Origin of the sequence: Stenotrophomonas sp. Y6 (assembly GCF_022436665.1) — a bacterium.
Classification (GTDB): domain Bacteria; phylum Pseudomonadota; class Gammaproteobacteria; order Xanthomonadales; family Xanthomonadaceae; genus Stenotrophomonas; species Stenotrophomonas acidaminiphila_A.
This window is the reverse complement of record NZ_JAKUKB010000001.1, coordinates 80,997-100,153: the sequence shown is the minus strand read 5'-3', so window position 1 is coordinate 100,153 and position 19,157 is coordinate 80,997. Positions and strand designations below refer to the sequence as shown.

Below are 19,157 nucleotides of genomic sequence, written 5' to 3'. Positions count from 1 at the left end.
ATGCTGCCGACCCGGGCTCTGTACGCTACCGTCGGTTTGCCGCCGCGCGCTAGACTGTCGGCCCTGTCGCGGCCCCCGGGCCGCCTAGAACGGAACCTTCATCCCGCATGAGCTGGCTCAGCAAATTGATGCCTTCGGGCATCCGCACCGACAACACGCCCAACCGGAAACGCAGCGTCCCCGAGGGGCTTTGGGAAAAGTGCAGCAGTTGCGGTGCCGCCCTGTACCGTCCGGAGCTGGAGGAGAACCTGGAGGTCTGCCCCAAGTGCGGCCACCACATGGCGATCCGCGCCCGGGCCCGCCTGGCGTCGCTGTTCGATGCCGACAGCACCACCGAGATCGCCGCGCGCCTCGGGCCGACCGACCTGCTCAAGTTCAAGGACCAGAAGAAGTACGCCGAACGCATCAAGGCCTCGCAGAAGAACACCGGCGAGTACGACGCGCTGGTGGCGATGCGCGGCACCGTGAAGGGACACCCGCTGGTCGCGGCCTCGTTCGATTTCGCCTTCATGGGCGGCTCGATGGGCTCGGTGGTCGGCGAGCGCTTCGCACTGGCGGCCGAGACCGCCTTGGAAATCGGTGCGCCGTTCGTGTGCTTCTCCGCCAGCGGCGGCGCGCGCATGCAGGAAGGCCTGTTCTCGCTGATGCAGATGGCCAAGACCTCGGCCGCGCTGGGCAAGCTGCGCGAAGCCGGCCTGCCGTACATCTCGGTGTTGACCCATCCCACCACCGGTGGCGTGTCCGCCTCGTTCGCGATGCTGGGCGACATCAACATCGCCGAGCCGCAGGCGCTGATCGGCTTCGCCGGCCCGCGGGTGATCGAGCAGACCGTGCGCGAGAAGCTGCCCGAAGGCTTCCAGCGTTCCGAGTTCCTGCTCGAGCACGGCGCCATCGACCAGATCTGCGACCGCCGCGAGATGCGCCAGCGCCTGGCCGACCTGCTGGCGATGCTGATGCGCCGCGAGCGCCCGGCCGACGACGTGGCCGCCGCCTGATGGTGGCGCGCAGGTATTTCGGCACCGACGGCATCCGCGGCCGGGTCGGTGAAGGCGCGATTTCCGCCGATTTCGTGCTGCGCCTGGGCAATGCCTACGGCCAGGCGCTGGTGCGCGCCACCCAGGCGCGCGTCGCCGGCCGCAAGCCGCTGGTGGTGATCGGCAAGGACACGCGTATCTCCAACTACATGTTCGAGGCCGCGCTGGAGGCCGGGCTGGTGGCGGCCGGGGTGCACGTGCAGCTGATGGGGCCGATGCCGACCCCGGCGGTGGCGCACCTGACCCGCTCGCTGCGCGCCGACGGTGGCATCGTCATCTCCGCCTCGCACAACCCGCACCACGACAACGGCATCAAGTTCTTCTCCGCGCAGGGTGAGAAGCTCGACGACGCCACCGAGCTGTCGATCGAGGCCGCGCTCGAACAGCCGTTCGCGACCGTGGCCTCGGAGCAGCTTGGCAAGGCGGTGCGCACGCGCGATGCGATCGGCCGCTATGTCGAGGCCTGCAAGAATTCGGTGCCGCGCGACTTCGACCTGCAGGGCATGCGCATCGTGGTGGACTGCGCCAATGGCGCGACCTACCAGGTGGCGCCGCTGGTGCTGCGCGAACTGGGTGCCAGCGTCGAGGCGATGGGCGTCGAGCCCAACGGCGTGAACATCAACGACGGGGTCGGCTCGATGTACCCGCAGGCGCTGGCCGCCCGGGTGCGCGCCAGCGGAGCCCACCTGGGCATCGCCTTCGACGGCGACGGCGACCGCCTGCTGTTCGTGGACAGCGATGGCGTGGTGCACGATGGCGACGACCTGCTGTACCTGCTGGCGCTGGACTGGAAGGCCAGTGGCCGCCTGCACGGGCCGGTGGTGGGCACGCTGATGACCAACTACGGGTTCGAGCAGGCGCTGGCGCAGGCCGGCATCGGTTTCCTGCGCGCCGACGTCGGCGACCGCTACGTGCACAAGGCGCTGCTGGAACACCATGGCGTGCTCGGCGGCGAAGCGTCGGGCCACCTGCTGTGCCTGGACCGGGCCACCACCGGCGACGGCATCATCAGCGCGCTGCAGGTGCTGGAGGTGCTCCGGCGCCGCGGCATCACCCTGCAGGACGCGCTGGCCAGGCTCAGCCGGGTGCCGCAGCAGACCATCAATGTCCGGGTCGGGCAGGGCATGTCCGCCAAGGAGATCGTCCGCTCACCCGCGGTGGCCGCGGCACTGGCCGGCGCGCAGGTCGCGATCGTCGGGCGCGGACGCGCGTTCCTGCGTCCGTCCGGCACCGAGCCGGTGGTGCGGGTGACGGTGGAGGCCGACGACGCCGGGTTGATGCAGGCCACCCTTGAGCGCCTGGCCGACGCGGTCAAGGCCGCCGCGGCATGACCAAACGCCCCGGATCCCGGGGCGTTTTGCTTTGTCTTCCCGCCATCCCTGAAGGCAGCCTGGCGTGCCGGCGGCATGCGCTGCCCCGCGGCGGTGCCGGGCGCCCGGCGCCGGTCACGGCCCGGCGACCATGCCCCGGCGCTGCGCCTTGAAGCGGTTGAACAGCGGCGCGATCAATGGGTGGTAGCTGCTGGCGATGCGCTTGCGCAGCCACTTCGCCGGCCGGTTGCGGATGGCGAAACGGTAGATGTGCTCCGGGTCCCCGCCCACCAGGTTGCGGCCGAACGGATGGGTGGTATGCAGGTAGCGGAAGCCGAGTTCGCGCGCGATCCGCACGTAGTCCTCGTCGAAATCGCCATAGGGCCAGCACAGGGTGTCGGAGGCCTCGCCCAGTTCCCTGCGCAGTTCATCGCGTGCGCGCACCAGGTCCTCGCGGATGCCCGCGCACTTCGCCTCGCGGCTGATTTCCATGCGCAGCCAGCGGGTATGCGTATGGGTATGGCAGTGCATCTCGAAGGTGCCGGCGGCGATGGCCGCGCGTGCTTCGCTCCAGCGCATCATCACCTCGTCGGCGCGGTCCAGGCGGAAGATCGCGTCCTCGCAGCCGCGGTGGTCCGGCGTGGACGGCAGCGCCATGCCGGCTTGGCCCGCGTGCGGGCGTACCTCGCCCTGGCCCATCCAGCCGGTGACCAGGAACACGACCGCGTGCATGCCGTACTTCTGCAGGACAGGGTGGGCGTAGACCCAGTTGTCCAGGTAGCCGTCGTCGAAGGTGATGAGGATGGATTTGCGCGGCACCGGCGCGCCGGCCAGGAAGCCGGCGTACTGCTGCATGGTCAGCGAGGTCCAGCCGTCGGCGGCCAGCCAGGCGATCTGGCTTTCAAAGTTTTCCGGTGAGACGGTGATCATGCCCGGCGACGGGCTGACGTGGTGGTGCATCAGCACCGGTACCGACTTGGCGTGGGCCATGTCCCAATTCCTCGAGCCACTGGTGGTAAAGGTGTTCGGTGGCTTCGCAATGCCCCGCCGCCGTGAAGCGGTGTTCGCCGCGGATCCAGTCCAGGCCGGCGCGGCCCATCGCCTGGCGGAGTTCGCCGCAGGCTGCCAGCGTGCGCAGCGCGGCGGTCAACGCGGCCGGGTCCCCGGGCGCGACGAGAATAGCATTGGCCTGTTCGACCACCATTTCCGGAATGCCGCCCACGCGCGTGGCGACGATCGGCACGCCGGCCTGGGCGGCCTCCAGGAACACGGTCCCGGCGGCCTCCTTGTGGCTGGGCAGGGCGAACACGTCGAAGCCGGCCATCAGTCGCGCCGCGTCGGCGCGGTAGCCGGGCAGGTGCACCTGGCTTTCGATGCCGTACTGCGCGCGCATGGCCTTCAGCCGCGCCATGACCGGCTCGCCGTCGCCGACGATCAGCAGGTGCAGTTTCGGGTCCGCCCGGCACAGCGGCGCGATCGCGTCGAGCAGGTCGAGGTGGCCCTTGGGCTCGCGCAGCACCGCCACGCACCCGACCACCACGTCGTCCTCGCCGAAACCCAGTCCGGCGCGGATCTCGGCGCGCAGTTGCCGCAGCTCGGCCCAGGAGCGCGCCGGCGGTTCATCGCCGCTGGGCAGCGGCGATTGCGCCATCGGCGGCACTACGCCGATCCGCCCCGGGGCGATGCCGCGCTCCTGCAGCAGGCGCTTGACGAACTGGCTGACGGTGATGACCCGCTGCGGCAGCCAGGTGTAGGTCAGCAGCGAGTGCACCGGGCTCATCAGGTGGCGCGAGCGCACCACCAGCGGAGCGCCCGCCAGGCGTGCCCCGGCGGCGGCGATCAGCGCATCGCGGCGGCTGGTGACGTTGACCACGTCATAGCGGTGCGTGCGCACCAGGTGGCGTACCGCGGGGATGCCCCGCAGCAGCCGCGGCAGCCCGCCCATCTCCAGCGTGTGCACGACGAAGCCGTGGTCGCGCGCGGCCTCGGCCAGGCGCGCGCCGGGCTGGCACAGCAGGGACATGTCGTGTCCACGCGCGCGCATGGCCAGCAGGTGGCGCAGCAGGTAGATCTCCTGGCCACCCATGCCGCGCGCGGCTTCGGTATGCAGGATCTTCAGCGGGCGGTCCGTCAGCGGGGCGGGTTCCATGCAGGCCACGGGGTGGGGGAGGGACCGGGGCGGGGTGCCGGTCCGGCGCCCGCCGCGGGCGCTCGAATTGTATCCTTTTGTATCAATGTGTCAGCGACCGGCCACAAGGGCGATCTGTCACAATATTCAGACGGGCGACAGGGTGCTGCCGGCCCGGATATCCATGACAAGCCAGGAACCGCTGTGAGCAAGATCCCAACCCTCGACATCACCCGCTTCGACAGCGACCGCGAGGCCTTCGTGGCCGAGCTGGGCGCGGCCTATCGCCAGTGGGGGTTCGCGGGCATCCGCAACCACGGCATCCCGCAGGCCGACATCGACGCGGCCTACGATGCCTTCAAGGCGTTCTTCGCCCTGCCCGAAGAGGTCAAGCGCAAGTACCACGTGGCCGGCGGCGGCGGCGCCCGCGGCTACACCCCGTTCGGCGTGGAGACCGCCAAGGGCTCCAAGCACTTCGACCTGAAGGAGTTCTGGCACATCGGCCGGGAAATCCCCGACGACTCGCCGTACCGCGAGGTGATGCCGCCGAACCTGTGGCCCAGTGAGGTGCCCGGGTTCCGCGAGCGCGGCTATGGCCTGTACCAGGCGCTGGACAACCTGGGGTCGCGCGTGCTGTCGGCGCTGGCCCTGCACATCGGGCTGCCGCAGGATTTCTTCGCCGACAAGACCAACAACGGCAACTCGATCCTGCGTCCGATCCACTACCCGCCGATCACCACCGACGACATCCCGAACGTGCGTGCCGGCGCCCACGGCGACATCAACTTCATCACCCTGCTGGTCGGCGCCAGCGCCGCGGGGCTGGAAGTGCAGTCGCACGATGGCGAGTGGGTGCCGTTCACGTCCGATGCGGACACCATCGTGGTCAACATCGGCGACATGCTGCAGCGCCTGACCAACCATGTGTACCCGTCGACCATCCACCGCGTGGTCAACCCCCCGGGCGAGCTGGCCCGCCAGCCGCGTTACTCGGTGCCGTTCTTCCTGCACCCGAACCCGGATTTCCTGATCGACGTGCTGCCCTCGTGCATCACCGCGGACAACCCGAGCCGGTACCCGGAGGCGATCACCGCCCATGGCTTCCTCGAGGAACGCCTGCGCGAGATCAAGCTGAAGTAAGCAACGAAGGCCGCCGCGAGGCGGCCTTCGCCGTCATGCCGCCTGCGCGCGGCGGGCGGTGTGCGGCTCCGCGGCGGTCGGCGCGGCGGGTGTCTTGTGTTGTCCGCCGGTTGTCCTGCGGCTGTCCGGAGTGGGCTATCCTTCGCCCACTTTTCACCTTGGAGTCGCTCCTGAATGCGCCGCACCATCGTTGCCGGTAACTGGAAGCTGCATGGCAGCCGTCAATTCGCCACCGAACTGGTGGGGCAGGTGGCTGCCGGCCTGCCGCTGCAGGGGGTCGAGCTGGTGATCCTGCCGCCGCTGCCCTACCTGGGGGATCTGGTCGAGGACTTCGAGGGCACCGCGCTGGCCTTCGGCTCGCAGGACGTCAGCAGCAACGAGAAGGGCGCCTACACCGGCGAGGTCTCGGCCGCGATGCTGGTGGACGTGGGGGCCAGGTACGGCCTGGTCGGCCACTCCGAGCGTCGCCAGTACCATCATGAAAGCAGCGAGCTGGTCGCGCGCAAGTTCGTGGCCGCGGTGCATGCCGGCCTGGTGCCGGTCTTGTGCGTCGGTGAGACGCTGGAGCAGCGCGAAGCCGGGCAGACCGAGCAGGTCATCGCCGCGCAGCTGGCGCCGGTGCTGGAGCTGGCCGGGGTCGATGCCTTCGCCGGGGCGGTGGTGGCGTATGAGCCGGTCTGGGCCATCGGCACCGGCCGTACCGCCAGTCCGGAGCAGGCGCAGGCCGTGCACGCCTTCATCCGTGGCGAAGTCGCCGGGCGCGATGCTAGAATCGCTGATTCGCTGCCGATCCTGTATGGCGGCAGCGTGAAGCCCGACAATGCTGCAGAGCTGTTCTCACAGCCTGACGTCGATGGCGGGCTGGTAGGCGGCGCTTCGCTGGTGGCGGCAGATTTCCTGGCCATCGCGAGGGCGGCAGCCGGTCGCTAACGGTGGAACTGTCCGGGACGGATTTCAAATGCTGATGTTGATCCTCAATGTGGTCTATGTGCTGGTGGCGGTCGCGATGATCGCGCTGATCCTGATGCAGCGCGGCTCCGGCGCGGCGGCGGGCTCGGGCTTTGGCGCCGGTGCTTCGGGTACGGTGTTCGGCGCCCGTGGCGCGTCCAATTTCCTGTCCAAGTCCACCAAGTGGCTGGCCGTGGTGTTCTTCGGCATCAGTCTGTTCATGGCCTGGTACGCCAGCCATGGCGCGCGCCCGGCCGAGCAGGGGCTGGGCGTCATGTCCCAGGCCCAGGCGCCGGCTCCGGCCGCCCCGGCGGGCGAGCTGCAGTCCGTTCCGCAGGCCGCGGCCGCGGGCGAAGTGCCGCAGGCGGCGCCTGCGGCAAATAATCCGGCGCAGAGCGAAGAAAAGCCCGCCGAGGGCTCGCATAAAGACTGAAGACGGTTACAATACGCGCCGCACTGCAGAGCCGGTGCGCTGACGTAAGTAAGCCCAGGTGGCGGAATTGGTAGACGCACTACCTTGAGGTGGTAGCGACGCAAGTCGTAGGGGTTCGAGTCCCCTCTTGGGCACCATGAGTTTGTTATGCGGGTATGCGGGATGCGGCAGCTCCCGCCGAGGCAAGTCCCGTCAATCCCCATGCGCGGGCGCCTGCAGGTGCCCGGGCAGAGGCAAGAGAGAATCGCTGTGCTGGCCGAATATTTGCCGTCCCTGCTGTTTCTGATCGTCGCCACCGGCATCGGCGTCGCCCTGATGCTGATCGGTCGTTTCCTTGGCCCCCGCAGCCCCGACGAGCAGAAACTGTCGCCGTACGAGTGCGGCTTCGAGGCGTTCGAGAACGCGCGCATGAAGTTCGACGTGCGCTACTACCTCATCGCCATCCAGTTCATCGTCTTTGACCTGGAAATCATCTTCATCGTGCCCTGGACCCAGGTGTTCATGGAGCTGGGCGCCCGCTCGCTCGTCACCATGGGCCTGTTCGTGGGCATGCTGTTCCTCGGCTTTATCTACGTGTGGAAGAAGGGAGCGCTGGAATGGGAGTGATTCAGACTCTCGATGGCCTGATGAACAACCCCATCCCGGAAGGGCGGGTTGACGACATCCTCCGGCCCGAAGGCGACAATCCGCTGCTCGAGAAGGGTTACGTCACCACCAGCGTCGACGCCCTGCTGAACTGGGCGCGCACCGGCTCGATGTGGCCGATGACCTTCGGCCTGGCCTGCTGCGCGGTCGAGATGATGCACGCCGGCGCCTCGCGCCTGGACCTGGACCGTTATGGCGTGGTGTTCCGCCCGTCGCCGCGCCAGTCCGACGTGATGATCGTCGCCGGCACCCTGGTCAACAAGATGGCCCCGGCGCTGCGCAAGGTCTATGACCAGATGCCCGACCCGAAGTGGGTCATCTCGATGGGCAGCTGCGCCAACGGCGGTGGCTACTACCACTACTCGTACGCGGTGGTGCGTGGCTGCGACCGCGTGGTGCCGGTGGACGTGTACGTCCCGGGCTGCCCGCCGACCGCCGAGGCGCTGGTGTACGGCATCCTGCAGCTGCAGAAGAAGATCTGGCGCACCCAGACCATCGCCCGCTGATTCCCTTTCAAGTCAAGAGCACGCCAGCCCCCATGGCCCAGCAAGCACCTTCACTCATCGACCGACTTCGCGCGCGTTTCGCCGGTGCGCAGGTCTCCGTGGTCGAACCGCGCGGCGAAGTGACGCTGGAGGTTCCGTCGGCCGACTGGCATGCCGTGGCCGTCGCCCTGCGCGACGAGTTCGGCTTCGAGCACGCCACCGACCTGTGCGGCGTCGACTATCTCGGCTACGGCAGCGACGAGTGGGATACGTCCGACGTTTCCTCGCACGGCTTCAGCCGTGGTGTCGAAGGCAAGAGTGCCGGCCGCTTCGCCTGGGGTGAGTTCCCCAGCCACGAAACCGCCAATGGCGCGCAGCCCGACGCGCTGCCGAAGCAGCGCTTCGCCGTGGTCGTGCAGCTGCGTTCCTACCAGCACAACCAGCTGCTGCGCATGCGCTGCTTCGCCCCGGACGAGGCGCTGCCGGTGGTCGCGTCGCTGACCAGCGTATGGCCGGGCCTGAACTGGTTCGAGCGCGAGGCGTTCGACCTGTACGGGGTGATCTTCGAAGGCCACCCGGACCTGCGCCGCATCCTGACCGACTACGGTTTCGTCGGCCATCCGTTCCGCAAGGATTTCCCGCTGATCGGCAACGTCGAAGTGCGTTACGACGAAGAAAAGAAGCGCGTGGTCTACGAGCCGGTGACTTCGGTCGAGCCGCGCGTGGGCGTGCCGCGCGTGATCCGCGACGACGCCCGCTTCCAGACCGCCGAAGGCGAGCGCGCGCAGACGGAGGCAAGCAAGTGAGCGAGTTCCACCAGGCCACCGGGGCCTTTGCCAGCAATCCCGCCGAAGCCCGGCAGGAGATCCGCAACTACACCATGAACTTCGGCCCGCAGCATCCGGCCGCGCATGGCGTGCTGCGCCTGATCCTGGAGATGGACGGCGAGACCATCATGCGCGCCGACCCGCACGTGGGCCTGCTGCATCGCGCCACCGAGAAGCTGGCCGAGTCCAAGCCATTCAACCAGTCGATCGGCTACATGGATCGCCTGGACTACTGCTCGATGATGTGCAACGAGCACGCCTACGTGCGTGCGATCGAGACCCTGGCGGGTATCGAGGTGCCGGAACGCGCGCAGTACATCCGCACGATGTTCGACGAGATCACCCGCATCCTCAACCACCTGATGTGGCTGGGTTCGAACGGGCTCGACCTCGGTGCGATGGCGGTGATGCTGTATGCGTTCCGCGAGCGCGAAGAGCTGATGGACTGCTACGAGGCGGTGTCCGGCGCGCGCATGCACGCGGCCTACTACCGTCCGGGCGGCGTCTACCGCGACCTGCCGGACACGATGCCGAAGTACAAGGAATCGCGCTGGCACAAGGGCAATGCGCTCAAGCGCCTGAACGCGGCCCGCGAAGGCTCGCTGCTGGACTTCCTGGAGAACTTCACCAACGAGTTCCCCAAGCGCGTCGACGAGTACGAGACCCTGCTCACCGACAACCGCATCTGGAAGCAGCGCACCGTCGGCATCGGCGTGGTCAGCCCGGAGCACGCGCTGGCGTGGGGCATGACCGGCGCCATGCTGCGCGGCTCGGGCATCGCCTGGGACCTGCGCAAGAAGCAGCCGTACGCCAAGTACGACGCGGTCGATTTCGACATCCCGCTGGGCACCAACGGCGACTGCTACGACCGTTACCTGGTCCGCGTCGCCGAGATGCGCCAGTCCAACCGGATCATCCAGCAGTGCGTGCGCTGGCTGAAGGCCAACCCCGGCCCGGTCATGGTCCGCAATTTCAAGGTCGCCCCTCCGTCGCGTGCGGAGATGAAGGACGACATGGAAGCGCTGATCCACCACTTCAAGCTGTTCAGCGAAGGCTACTGCGTGCCGGCCGGCGAGACCTACGCCGCGGTCGAGGCGCCCAAGGGCGAGTTCGGCTGCTACCTGGTCTCCGACGGCGCCAACAAGCCGTTCCGCGTGCACCTGCGTGCGCCGGGCTTCGCCCACCTGTCCTCGATCGACTCGATCGTGCGCGGCCACATGCTGGCCGACGTGGTGGCGATGATCGGCACCTACGACCTCGTGTTCGGCGAGGTCGACCGGTAATGCCGGGCAAGCGCACAACGCCCGGTGCCAGCGCGGCCATGCTGCTGCAGGCACCGGTTTCCCAGGATCTGCTATTGGTTGAGGTCGGCCGATGAAGGCGACAGGTAATTTCGAGGCGGCGCGCGACGTCGACCCGATGGTGGTGTTGAGCGACAAGACCCGTGCTCACATCGATCACTGGCTGACGAAGTTCCCGCCGGAGCGCAAGCGCTCGGCGGTGCTGCAGGGCCTGCACGCCGCGCAGGAGCAGAACCAGGGCTGGCTGAGCGACGAACTGATCGCCGCGGTGGCCAAGTACCTGGACCTGCCGTTCGTGTGGGCCTACGAGGTCGCCACCTTCTATTCGATGTTCGAAACCCAGAAGGTCGGCCGCAACAACGTCGCCATCTGCACCAACATCAGCTGCTGGCTCAATGGCGCCGAGGACATCGTGCGCCATTGCGAGAAGAAGCTGGGCATCAAGCACGGCGAATCGACCCCGGACGGCCGCGTCTACCTCAAGCGCGAGGAAGAGTGCCTGGCCGGCTGCGCGGGCGCGCCGATGATGGTCATCAACGGTCACTACCACGAGCGCCTGACGCTGGACCAGGTCGACGCGCTGCTGGACGGGCTGGAGTAAGGCATGGCACACCACGAATCCAGGGGCCCGGTCGGTCCGGCGCCGCTTCCGCACAACGTGGTCTACACCACGCTGCACTACGACACCCCGTGGTCGTACGAAAACTACCTCAAGACCGGTGGTTACGCCGCGCTGCGCAAGATCCTCGAAGAGAAGATCGCGCCGGCCGACGTGATCGAGATGGTCAAGCAGTCCGGCCTGCGCGGCCGTGGCGGCGCGGGCTTCCCGACCGGCCTGAAGTGGTCGTTCATGCCCAAGGACGCACCGCAGAAGTACATCCTGTGCAACTCGGACGAGTCCGAGCCGGGCACCTGCAAGGACCGCGACATCCTGCGCTACAACCCGCACTCGGTGGTGGAGGGCATGGCCATCGCCTGCTACGCCACCGGCTCGACCGTGGGCTACAACTACCTGCGCGGCGAGTTCCACCACGAGCCGTTCGAGCACTTCGAGCAGGCCCTGGCCGATGCCTACAAGCATGGCTGGCTGGGCAAGAACGTGCTGGGCAGCGGCGTGGACATCGACATCTACGCGGCGCTGGGCGCCGGCGCCTACATCTGCGGCGAAGAGACCGCGCTGATGGAGTCGCTGGAAGGCAAGAAGGGCCAGCCGCGCTACAAGCCGCCGTTCCCGGCCAACTTCGGCCTGTACGGCAAGCCGTCGACGATCAACAACACCGAGACCTACGGCTCGGTGCCGGCGATCATCCGCAACGGCCCGGAGTGGTTCAAGGGCCTGAGCAAGACCGCCAACGGCGGCCCCAAGTGCTTCTCGGTGTCCGGCTGCGTACAGAAGGGCGGCAACTTCGAGGTGCCGCTGGGCACCACCTTCGACGAACTGCTGGAAATGGCCGGTGGCCTGCGCCCGGGCCGCAAGCTGAAGGGCGCGATTCCGGGCGGCGTGTCGATGCCGGTGCTGACCGCCGAGCAGCTCAAGGGCCTGCCGATGGACTACGACACCATCCGCGCGCTGGGCTCGGGCCTGGGCTCCGGTGCCATCGTGGTGCTGGACGACAGCGTGTGCTGCGTCAAGTTCGCCTGCCGCATCAGCCAGTTCTTCCACAAGGAATCCTGCGGCCAGTGCACCCCGTGCCGCGAGGGCACCGGCTGGATGCACCGCGTGCTGGAGCGCATCGTCGCCGGCAAGGCCACGATGGAAGACCTGCACCAGCTGCGCACCGTCGCCGGGCAGATCGAAGGCCACACCATCTGCGCCTTCGGCGAAGCGGCGGCATGGCCGATCCAGGGGTTCCTGCGCCAGTTCTGGGACGAATTCGAGTACTACATCGTCAACGGTCATTCGATGGTTGACGGCAAGAAGGTGGAGGCTGCTGCCGCATGAGCGCGCAACCTGTAAATCCGAGCGAGGCGCCGGTGGTGCCGGAAGGGCACGTCACCATCGAGATCGATGGGCAGACGCTGTTCGCGCCCAAGGGGTCGATGATCATCCAGGCCGCCGACAAGGCCGGCATCCCGATCCCGCGCTTCTGTTACCACGAGAAGCTGCCGATCGCGGCCAACTGCCGCATGTGCCTGGTCGACGTCGAGAAGTCGCCCAAGCCGTCGCCGGCATGTGCCACGCCGGTCATGGATGGCATGAAGATCCAGACCCGCAACGAGAAGGCGCTCAAGTACCAGCGTTCGGTCATGGAGTTCCTGCTGATCAACCACCCGCTGGACTGCCCGATCTGCGACCAGGGCGGCGAGTGCGAGCTGCAGGACGTGTCGCTGGGCTATGGCCGCTCTGTCAGCCGCTTCAACGAGCGCAAGCGCGTGGTGGCCGATGAGGACATGGGCCCGCTGGTCGCCACCGAGATGACCCGCTGCATCCAGTGCACCCGCTGCGTGCGTTTCACCGCGGAAATCGCCGGCACCTACGAGCTGGGCGGCATGTACCGTGGCGAGAACCTGCAGATCGGCACCTACGACGGCAAGCCGCTGACCACCGAGCTGTCCGGCAACGTGATCGACGTGTGCCCGGTGGGTGCGCTGACCAACAAGGTGTTCCAGTTCCGCGCCCGCCCGTGGGAGCTGACCGCGCGCGAATCGCTCGGCTATCACGACGCGATGGGCTCGAACCTGTTCCTGCACGTGCGTCGCGGCGAAGTGCTGCGCGCGGTGCCGCGTGACAACGAACTGGTCAACGAGTGCTGGCTGTCCGACCGCGACCGTTATTCGCACCAGGGCCTGTACGCCGCGGACCGCGCGCTCAAGCCGCTGCAGAAGGTCAACGGCGAGTGGAAGGAAGTGAGCTGGGCCGAAGGCCTGGCCGCCGCCCGCGAGATCCTGGACGGCAACCGTGGCGACGACCTCGGCGTGCTGGTGCACCCGTCGACCTCCAACGAGGAGGGCGCGCTGCTGGCCCGCCTGGCCGCTGGCCTGGGCTGCGCCAACATCGACCACCGCATCGACAACCGCGACTTCTCCGACGCCGCGTCCGCCGAAGTGTTCGGCGCCACGCTGGCCGAGATCGAAGGCGCCGACCGCATCGTGCTGCTGGGCAGCAACATCCGCCACGAGCTGCCGCTGCTGCACGCGCGCCTGCGCAAGGCGCAGACCAAGCATGGCGCGCAGGTGTTCGCGATCAATCCGGTCGACTTCGACTTCGCGTTCACCCTGGCCGGCAAGCAGATCGTCGCCCCGTCGAAGTTCGCCGACGCGCTGGCCAGTGCCGAGCTGCGTGCGGCGGTGCAGGGCGGTGGCAATACCGTGCTGATCGTCGGTGGCATCGCCGAGAACCATCCGCAGGCCGCCGCGATCCGTGCCGCCGCGCGCGAATTCGCCGCCGCTACCGGCGCCCGGCTGTGCCGCATCCCGCAGGGCGCCAATGCCGTCGGCCTGTCCCGCGCCGGCGTGTTGCCGGCCGGCAAGGACGTCGCCACGATGCTGGCGCAGCCGCGCAAGGCGTACGTGCTGTACGGCATCGAGCCGGGCCTGGACTTCGCCGACAGCGCCGCCGCGCGCAAGGCGCTGGCCGGTGCCGGGGTGGTGGCGTTCAGCCAGTTCGCCTGCGCGTCGACCCGCGACGTGGCCGACGTGATCCTGCCGATCGGCGCGCTGCCGGAAATCGACGCGACCCTGACCAACCTCGATGGCCGCGAGCAGCAGGCCCGTGCCGGCGGCAAGCTGCCGGGCGAGGCCCGCGAGGGCTGGCGCGTGCTGCGCGCCCTGGGCGGCGATCTGCAGCTGGCCGGTTTCGGCTTCACCGACCTGGCAGGCCTGCGTGCCGGCCTGCAGCCGGTGCAGGTGAAGGTGGCCGCGTCCGCGCAGCCGCAGGTGGCGGGCGAGGGCCTGGAAGTGGCGTCGACCGCCGCGATCTACCGCACCGACGCGGTGGTCCGCCGCGCCGCGGCGCTGCAGGCGCACCCGCTGAACAACGCGCCGCGCATCGTGCTCAACAGCGATGACGCCGCGCGCCTGCAGCTGGTGGAAGGGCAGATGGCCAAGGTCGGCACCGATGCCGGCAAGGCGACCCTGCCGGTCGTGGTCGACGCGCGCGTCGCCGCCGGTGCGGTCTGGATTGAATCGGGCCACGGCGCCACCGCGCCGCTGGGCGCCGCTCGGGTAACGGTGGTGGCTGCATGAACGAGTTGCTGTTGAACGCGGTCGATCCGCTGCACCAGTGGTTGCTGGCGCTGGGCGACATCGGCATCGTGCTGTGGACGGTGCTGAAGATCCTGGTGATCGCCATGCCGATCATCGTGTCGGTAGCGTTCTACGTGTTGTGGGAGCGCAAGCTGATCGGCTGGATGCATGTCCGCCACGGGCCGATGTACGTCGGCCTCGGTGGCCTGCTGCAGGCCTTCGCCGACGTCACCAAGCTGCTGTTCAAGGAAATCGTGCGCCCGGCCAACGCGCACAAGGCGATGTACGTGCTGGCGCCGCTGATCGTGCTGGCGCCATCGTTCGCCGCCTGGTCGGTGGTGCCGTTCGACTACAAGCTGGTGCTGTCCAACGCCAACGTCGGCCTGCTGTACCTGCTGGCGATGACCTCGCTGGGCATCTACGGCGTGATCCTGGCCGGCTGGGCGTCCAACTCCAAGTACGCCTTCCTCGGCGCGATGCGTTCGGCCGCGCAGATGGTCAGCTACGAGATCGCCATGGGCTTCGCGCTGGTCGGGGTGATGATCGCCGCCGGCAGCCTGAACCTGACCGAGATCGTGCTGGCGCAGAAGGGCAGCTCGGGCCTGTTCGACTGGTTCCTGCTGCCGCTGCTGCCGCTGTTCGTCGTGTACTGGGTGTCCGGCGTGGCCGAGACCAACCGCGCCCCGTTCGACGTGGTGGAAGGCGAGTCGGAAATCGTCGCCGGCCACATGGTCGAATATTCCGGCGGTGCGTTCGCGCTGTTCTTCCTGGCCGAGTACGCCAACATGATCCTGATCAGCTTCCTGATCTCGATCTTCTTCCTGGGCGGCTGGCTGAGCCCGATCCAGGGCTGGGTCACGGCGGACGTGTCGCCGTGGGTCGACTGGATCTGGAACGGTGGCTGGCCGTGGCTGCTGGCCAAGGTGTTCTTCTTCGCCAGTTCCTACATCTGGTTCCGCGCCACGTTCCCGCGCTTCCGCTACGACCAGATCATGCGTCTGGGCTGGAAGGTGTTCATCCCGTTGACCATCGCGTGGATCGCGGTGACCGCACTACTCGTGTTCTACGGCGTGATCCAGAGAGGCGTTTGATTCATGAAAAAGATCACCCACTATTTCAAGAGCCTGCTGCTGCTGGAGCTCGTCTCCGGCATGTGGCTGACGCTGAAGTACGCGTTCAAGCCCAAGTACACCGTGCTGTACCCGATGGAGAAGTTCCCGCAGTCGCCGCGTTTCCGCGGCCTGCACGCGCTGCGCCGCTACCCGAACGGCGAGGAACGCTGCATCGCCTGCAAGCTGTGCGAAGCGGTGTGCCCGGCGCTGGCCATCACCATCGACTCGGCCAAGCGCGAGGACGGTACCCGCCGCACCACGCGTTACGAGATCGACCTGTTCAAGTGCATCTTCTGCGGTTTCTGCGAGGAGAGCTGCCCGGTGGATTCGATCGTGGAAACCCACATCCTCGAGTACCACTTCGAGAACCGTGGCGAGAACATCGTCACCAAGCCGCAGCTGCTGGCCATCGGTGATCGGCTGGAAGCCGAGATCGCCGAACGCCGCGCCGCCGACGCCGCCTTCCGCTGAGGACCGAAAGATGGATTGGGTAAATATCGCCTTCTGGTTCTTCTCGGTCGTGGCGGGGCTGTCGGCCCTGTCGGTGATCAGCGTGCGCAACCCGGTGTATGCCGTGCTGTGCCTGATCCTGACCTTCTTCTCCGTCGCCTGCGTCTGGCTGCTGGTCGGCGCCGAGTTCCTCGGCGTTACCCTGGTGCTGGTGTACGTCGGCGCGGTGATGGTGCTGTTCCTGTTCGTGGTGATGATGCTGGACGTCGAAACCGACAGCCTGCGCGAGGGCTGGGTGCGCTACCTGCCGGTCGGGCTGGTGGTGGCGGTGGTGATGCTGCTGCAGATGCTGACCCTGATCGGCATCAAGGCCCGTGCGGCCGCCCCGTTCCCGGCGGACAACGCCGCCGCCGCGGCCGCCGACAGCTCCAACATCACCTGGCTGGCGCGCAGCCTGTTCACCGAGTACCTGCTGCCGTTCGAGTTCGCCGCGGTGATCCTGACCGTGGCGGTGATCGCCGCGGTGATGCTGACCCTGCGCCGCCGCACCGGCGTGAAGACGCAGAATCCCTCGGAGCAGACCCGTGTCCGCGCCAGCGACCGCCTGCGCATCGTGAAGATGGCGGCCGAGAAGCCGGTGCCGCTGACCGATACCCTGCACAACGAAGGCGGCGAGGAGGCCAAGCCATGATTTCCCTGGGCCACATGCTCGCGCTCGGCGCGGTGATGTTCTGCATCTCCGTCGCCGGCATCTTCCTCAACCGCAAGAACATCATCGTGCTGCTGATGTCGATCGAGTTGATGCTGCTGTCGGTGAACATCAACTTCGTCGCCTTCTCGCGGCAGCTCGGCGACACCGCCGGCCAGCTGTTCGTGTTCTTCATCCTGACCGTGGCCGCGGCGGAAGCCGCCATCGGCCTCGCGATCCTGGTGACCCTGTTCCGTACCCGCCACACCATCAACGTTGGCGAAGTCGATTCGTTGAAGGGCTGACCCACAGATGGAAATCACTCTCTCCAAGAGTCTGTTGATCGCAGTGGTGCTCGCACCGCTGTTCGGCAGCATCATCGCCGGCCTGTTCGGTCGCCAGGTGGGGCGCAAGGGCGCCCAGTACGCCACCATCCTGGGCGTGGCGGTCAGCTGCGCACTGTCGCTGCATACCCTGTACCAGCTGCTGTGGGGCGGGGCGCAGCCGTTCAACCAGAACATCTACACCTTCTTCGAAGTCGGCCAGTACGCCGCGCATGTCGGTTTCATGGTCGACCGCCTGACCGCGATGATGATGGTGGTGGTGACCTTCGTGTCGCTGCTGGTGCACATCTACTCGATCGGCTACATGGCCGATGACGATGGCTACCAGCGCTTCTTCAGCTATATCTCGCTGTTCACCTTCTCGATGCTCACCCTGGTGATGAGCAACAACTTCCTGCAGCTGTTCTTCGGCTGGGAAGCGGTGGGCCTGGTGTCGTACCTGCTGATCGGTTTCTACTTCAAGAAGCCCAGCGCGATCTTCGCCAACATGAAGGCGTTCCTGGTCAACCGCGTGGGCGACTTCGGCTTCCTGCTCGGTATCGCCGGCGTACTGTGGGTGTTCGGCACCCTGGACTACGCCACCGTGTTCGCCAATGCGCCGCTGCTGAACGACCCCAATGCGCTGATCCAGGTGTGGTCGGGTTCGATCAACCTGTTCGGCCATCCGGTGCAGGTGCTGAGCGAGCCGGTGATCTGGTCGATCGCCACCCTGATCTGCATCTGCCTGTTCATCGGTGCGATGGGCAAGTCGGCGCAGGTGCCGCTGCACGTGTGGCTGCCCGATTCGATGGAAGGCCCGACCCCGATCTCGGCGCTGATCCATGCTGCGACCATGGTCACCGCCGGCATCTTCATGGTGACCCGCATGTCGCCGCTGTTCGAGCTGTCGCAGACCGCGCTGAACTTCGTGCTGTTCATCGGCGCCACCACGGCCTTCTTCACCGGCCTGATCGGCATCGTGCAGAACGACATCAAGCGCGTGGTCGCCTACTCGACGCTGTCGCAGCTGGGCTACATGACCGTCGCCCTGGGTGTGTCGGCCTATTCGGGCGCGGTGTTCCACCTGATGACCCACGCCTTCTTCAAGGCGCTGCTGTTCCTGGGTGCCGGCTCGGTCATCATCGGCATGCACCACGAGCAGAACATGATGAAGATGGGCGGCCTGCGCAAGTACATGCCGATCACCCACATCACCATGTGGATCGGCACCCTGGCGCTGGTGGGCACGCCGTTCTTCGCCGGCTTCTACTCGAAGGACACCATCATCGAGGCGGCCGCGCTGCATGCCCACACCTCGGACAACTGGGTGGCGACCTACGGCTACTGGGCGGTGCTGGGCGGCGTGATCGTCACCAGCTTCTACAGCTTCCGCCTGCTGTTCCTGACCTTCTTCGGCAAGGAACGCTTCCGTGACGCGCATGACGACCACGGCCACGACGCCCACCACCATGGCGACGCGCATGGCCACGGCGCGCACGAGCCGCACGAGTCGCCGTGGGTGGTGACCCTGCCGCTGATCCTGCTGGCGATCCCGTCCATCCTGATCGGCTTCTTCACCATCGGCCCGATGCTGTTCGGCACCGGCTGGGACGGCCACGCCGCCGCCACCGGGATCCCCGGCCAGACCCTGTCGTTCTTCACCGGCATCGTCGATTTCTACGATCCGGCGCGCGACACCATCGCCGCGGTGGGCAGGGAGTTCTGGCACGGCTCGGTGGCCTACGCCCTGCACGGCATGATGATGCCGGCGTTCTGGCTGACGGTGGCCGGTTTCATCCTGGCCTGGGTGTTCTACATCTGGAAGCCCGAGCTGGCAGGCAAGTCCCGCAAGGCCCTGGCGCCGGTGGTATCGGTGCTGGAGAACAAGTACGGCTTCGACAAGCTGTGGATCGATGGTTTCGCCGGTGGCAGCGTCAAGCTTGGCAAGGCCGCCCGTGCCGTGGACAGCAACGTGGTGGATGGTGTGGTCAACGGCGCGGCCCGCGTGGTCGAGCTTGCCGCCAACCTGCTGCGCCGCACCCAATCCGGTTTCCTCTACCACTACGCCTTCGTGATGATCATCGGCCTGATCGCCCTGCTGGGCCTGCTGATGCATTTCTCGCGTTGACCTGTACGGAATAAGAAGAC

19 protein-coding genes and 1 tRNA gene are annotated in these 19,157 nt (G+C 67.3%); 18 read left to right on the top strand and 2 right to left on the bottom strand.

All coding sequences use genetic code 11. From position 1 onward, the window contains the following. Positions 1–107 precede the first annotated feature (107 nt). Together accD and glmM are read left to right on the top strand one after the other, a co-directional pair. On the top strand, positions 108–995 hold the full coding sequence (gene accD, locus MKP15_RS00485) for an acetyl-CoA carboxylase, carboxyltransferase subunit beta (RefSeq protein WP_161613148.1): 888 nt from the start codon (positions 108–110) through the stop codon (positions 993–995). Then, entirely contained in the window at positions 995–2,365 is a 1,371-nt protein-coding gene (gene glmM, locus MKP15_RS00480; protein WP_240211446.1) for a phosphoglucosamine mutase, read from the top strand. The genes accD and glmM overlap by 1 nt, the downstream gene beginning before the upstream one ends. A gap of 114 nt (positions 2,366–2,479) precedes the next feature. Here glmM and MKP15_RS00475 read toward each other — a convergent pair whose 3' ends face one another. After that, positions 2,480–3,334, bottom strand: coding sequence for a polysaccharide deacetylase family protein (locus tag MKP15_RS00475; protein ID WP_240211445.1), 855 nt, complete (start codon positions 3,332–3,334; stop codon positions 2,480–2,482). After that, positions 3,246–4,493 carry a glycosyltransferase family 4 protein gene (locus MKP15_RS00470; protein ID WP_240211444.1) on the bottom strand — a complete coding sequence of 416 codons (1,248 nt, stop codon included), beginning with the start codon at positions 4,491–4,493 and terminating at the stop codon, positions 3,246–3,248. Before MKP15_RS00470 ends, MKP15_RS00475 begins: the two co-directional genes overlap by 89 nt. 183 nt (positions 4,494–4,676) lie before the next feature. Here MKP15_RS00470 and MKP15_RS00465 point away from each other — a divergent pair, with 183 nt between their 5' ends. The 16 genes from MKP15_RS00465 (at position 4,677) to nuoL (ending at position 19,137) form a co-directional block, all read left to right on the top strand. Continuing rightward, complete coding sequence (locus MKP15_RS00465) at positions 4,677–5,612, top strand: 2-oxoglutarate and iron-dependent oxygenase domain-containing protein (protein WP_161613145.1); 936 nt, start codon at positions 4,677–4,679, stop codon at positions 5,610–5,612. 174 nt (positions 5,613–5,786) lie between these two features. Next, complete coding sequence (tpiA, locus tag MKP15_RS00460; RefSeq protein ID WP_056930795.1) at positions 5,787–6,542, top strand: triose-phosphate isomerase; 756 nt, start codon at positions 5,787–5,789, stop codon at positions 6,540–6,542. A 28-nt stretch (positions 6,543–6,570) separates the two neighbouring features. Then, positions 6,571–6,993 (top strand): preprotein translocase subunit SecG, encoded by a 423-nt coding sequence (gene secG / locus MKP15_RS00455; RefSeq protein WP_104938564.1) that lies wholly within the window; start codon positions 6,571–6,573, stop codon positions 6,991–6,993. A gap of 52 nt (positions 6,994–7,045) precedes the next feature. Continuing rightward, positions 7,046–7,130 (top strand) — tRNA-Leu (locus tag MKP15_RS00450). Between the two features lie 112 nt (positions 7,131–7,242). Next, positions 7,243–7,599, top strand: coding sequence for an NADH-quinone oxidoreductase subunit A (locus tag MKP15_RS00445; RefSeq protein ID WP_054664847.1), 357 nt, complete (start codon positions 7,243–7,245; stop codon positions 7,597–7,599). After that, positions 7,590–8,144 (top strand): NADH-quinone oxidoreductase subunit B, encoded by a 555-nt coding sequence (locus tag MKP15_RS00440; protein ID WP_054664850.1) that lies wholly within the window; start codon positions 7,590–7,592, stop codon positions 8,142–8,144. The genes MKP15_RS00445 and MKP15_RS00440 overlap by 10 nt, the downstream gene beginning before the upstream one ends. Before the next feature lie 32 nt (positions 8,145–8,176). Beyond that, positions 8,177–8,929 carry an NADH-quinone oxidoreductase subunit C gene (locus MKP15_RS00435; protein WP_161613144.1) on the top strand — a complete coding sequence of 251 codons (753 nt, stop codon included), beginning with the start codon at positions 8,177–8,179 and terminating at the stop codon, positions 8,927–8,929. Continuing rightward, positions 8,926–10,233 (top strand): NADH-quinone oxidoreductase subunit D, encoded by a 1,308-nt coding sequence (locus MKP15_RS00430; RefSeq protein WP_104938566.1) that lies wholly within the window; start codon positions 8,926–8,928, stop codon positions 10,231–10,233. The genes MKP15_RS00435 and MKP15_RS00430 overlap by 4 nt, the downstream gene beginning before the upstream one ends. A gap of 91 nt (positions 10,234–10,324) precedes the next feature. Then, on the top strand, positions 10,325–10,852 hold the full coding sequence (gene nuoE, locus MKP15_RS00425; protein WP_104938567.1) for an NADH-quinone oxidoreductase subunit NuoE: 528 nt from the start codon (positions 10,325–10,327) through the stop codon (positions 10,850–10,852). 3 nt (positions 10,853–10,855) lie between these two features. Then, the gene (gene nuoF, locus MKP15_RS00420; RefSeq protein ID WP_104938568.1) at positions 10,856–12,193 is read left to right on the top strand and encodes an NADH-quinone oxidoreductase subunit NuoF; all 1,338 of its coding nucleotides are present in this window, start codon (positions 10,856–10,858) and stop codon (positions 12,191–12,193) included. Then, positions 12,190–14,436, top strand: coding sequence for an NADH-quinone oxidoreductase subunit NuoG (nuoG, locus tag MKP15_RS00415; RefSeq protein WP_240211443.1), 2,247 nt, complete (start codon positions 12,190–12,192; stop codon positions 14,434–14,436). Before nuoF ends, nuoG begins: the two co-directional genes overlap by 4 nt. Next, entirely contained in the window at positions 14,433–15,527 is a 1,095-nt protein-coding gene (gene nuoH / locus MKP15_RS00410) for an NADH-quinone oxidoreductase subunit NuoH (RefSeq protein ID WP_161613140.1), read from the top strand. Before nuoG ends, nuoH begins: the two co-directional genes overlap by 4 nt. A gap of 3 nt (positions 15,528–15,530) precedes the next feature. Further along, entirely contained in the window at positions 15,531–16,019 is a 489-nt protein-coding gene (gene nuoI, locus MKP15_RS00405) for an NADH-quinone oxidoreductase subunit NuoI (RefSeq protein WP_054664867.1), read from the top strand. 10 nt (positions 16,020–16,029) lie between these two features. Next, positions 16,030–16,689 (top strand): NADH-quinone oxidoreductase subunit J, encoded by a 660-nt coding sequence (locus tag MKP15_RS00400; protein ID WP_104938571.1) that lies wholly within the window; start codon positions 16,030–16,032, stop codon positions 16,687–16,689. Then, entirely contained in the window at positions 16,686–16,991 is a 306-nt protein-coding gene (nuoK, locus tag MKP15_RS00395) for an NADH-quinone oxidoreductase subunit NuoK (RefSeq protein WP_054664875.1), read from the top strand. Before MKP15_RS00400 ends, nuoK begins: the two co-directional genes overlap by 4 nt. Positions 16,992–16,998: 7 nt before the next feature. Next, positions 16,999–19,137 carry an NADH-quinone oxidoreductase subunit L gene (gene nuoL, locus MKP15_RS00390; RefSeq protein WP_240211442.1) on the top strand — a complete coding sequence of 713 codons (2,139 nt, stop codon included), beginning with the start codon at positions 16,999–17,001 and terminating at the stop codon, positions 19,135–19,137. Positions 19,138–19,157: the final 20 nt, after the last annotated feature.

Bases quoted from the DNA above. Each gene is read 5' to 3' on its own strand.
- accD (WP_161613148.1), top strand. From the start codon at position 108: ATGAGCTGGCTCAGCAAATTGATGCCTTCGGGCATCCGCACCGACAAC.
- glmM (WP_240211446.1), top strand. From the start codon at position 995: ATGGTGGCGCGCAGGTATTTCGGCACCGACGGCATCCGCGGCCGGGTC.
- MKP15_RS00475 (WP_240211445.1), bottom strand. From the start codon at position 3,334: ATGGCCCACGCCAAGTCGGTACCGGTGCTGATGCACCACCACGTCAGC.
- MKP15_RS00470 (WP_240211444.1), bottom strand. From the start codon at position 4,493: ATGGAACCCGCCCCGCTGACGGACCGCCCGCTGAAGATCCTGCATACC.
- tpiA (WP_056930795.1), top strand. From the start codon at position 5,787: ATGCGCCGCACCATCGTTGCCGGTAACTGGAAGCTGCATGGCAGCCGT.
- secG (WP_104938564.1), top strand. From the start codon at position 6,571: ATGCTGATGTTGATCCTCAATGTGGTCTATGTGCTGGTGGCGGTCGCG.
- MKP15_RS00440 (WP_054664850.1), top strand. From the start codon at position 7,590: ATGGGAGTGATTCAGACTCTCGATGGCCTGATGAACAACCCCATCCCG.
- MKP15_RS00435 (WP_161613144.1), top strand. From the start codon at position 8,177: ATGGCCCAGCAAGCACCTTCACTCATCGACCGACTTCGCGCGCGTTTC.
- nuoE (WP_104938567.1), top strand. From the start codon at position 10,325: ATGAAGGCGACAGGTAATTTCGAGGCGGCGCGCGACGTCGACCCGATG.
- nuoF (WP_104938568.1), top strand. From the start codon at position 10,856: ATGGCACACCACGAATCCAGGGGCCCGGTCGGTCCGGCGCCGCTTCCG.
- nuoG (WP_240211443.1), top strand. From the start codon at position 12,190: ATGAGCGCGCAACCTGTAAATCCGAGCGAGGCGCCGGTGGTGCCGGAA.
- nuoH (WP_161613140.1), top strand. From the start codon at position 14,433: ATGAACGAGTTGCTGTTGAACGCGGTCGATCCGCTGCACCAGTGGTTG.
- nuoI (WP_054664867.1), top strand. From the start codon at position 15,531: ATGAAAAAGATCACCCACTATTTCAAGAGCCTGCTGCTGCTGGAGCTC.
- MKP15_RS00400 (WP_104938571.1), top strand. From the start codon at position 16,030: ATGGATTGGGTAAATATCGCCTTCTGGTTCTTCTCGGTCGTGGCGGGG.
- nuoK (WP_054664875.1), top strand. From the start codon at position 16,686: ATGATTTCCCTGGGCCACATGCTCGCGCTCGGCGCGGTGATGTTCTGC.
- nuoL (WP_240211442.1), top strand. From the start codon at position 16,999: ATGGAAATCACTCTCTCCAAGAGTCTGTTGATCGCAGTGGTGCTCGCA.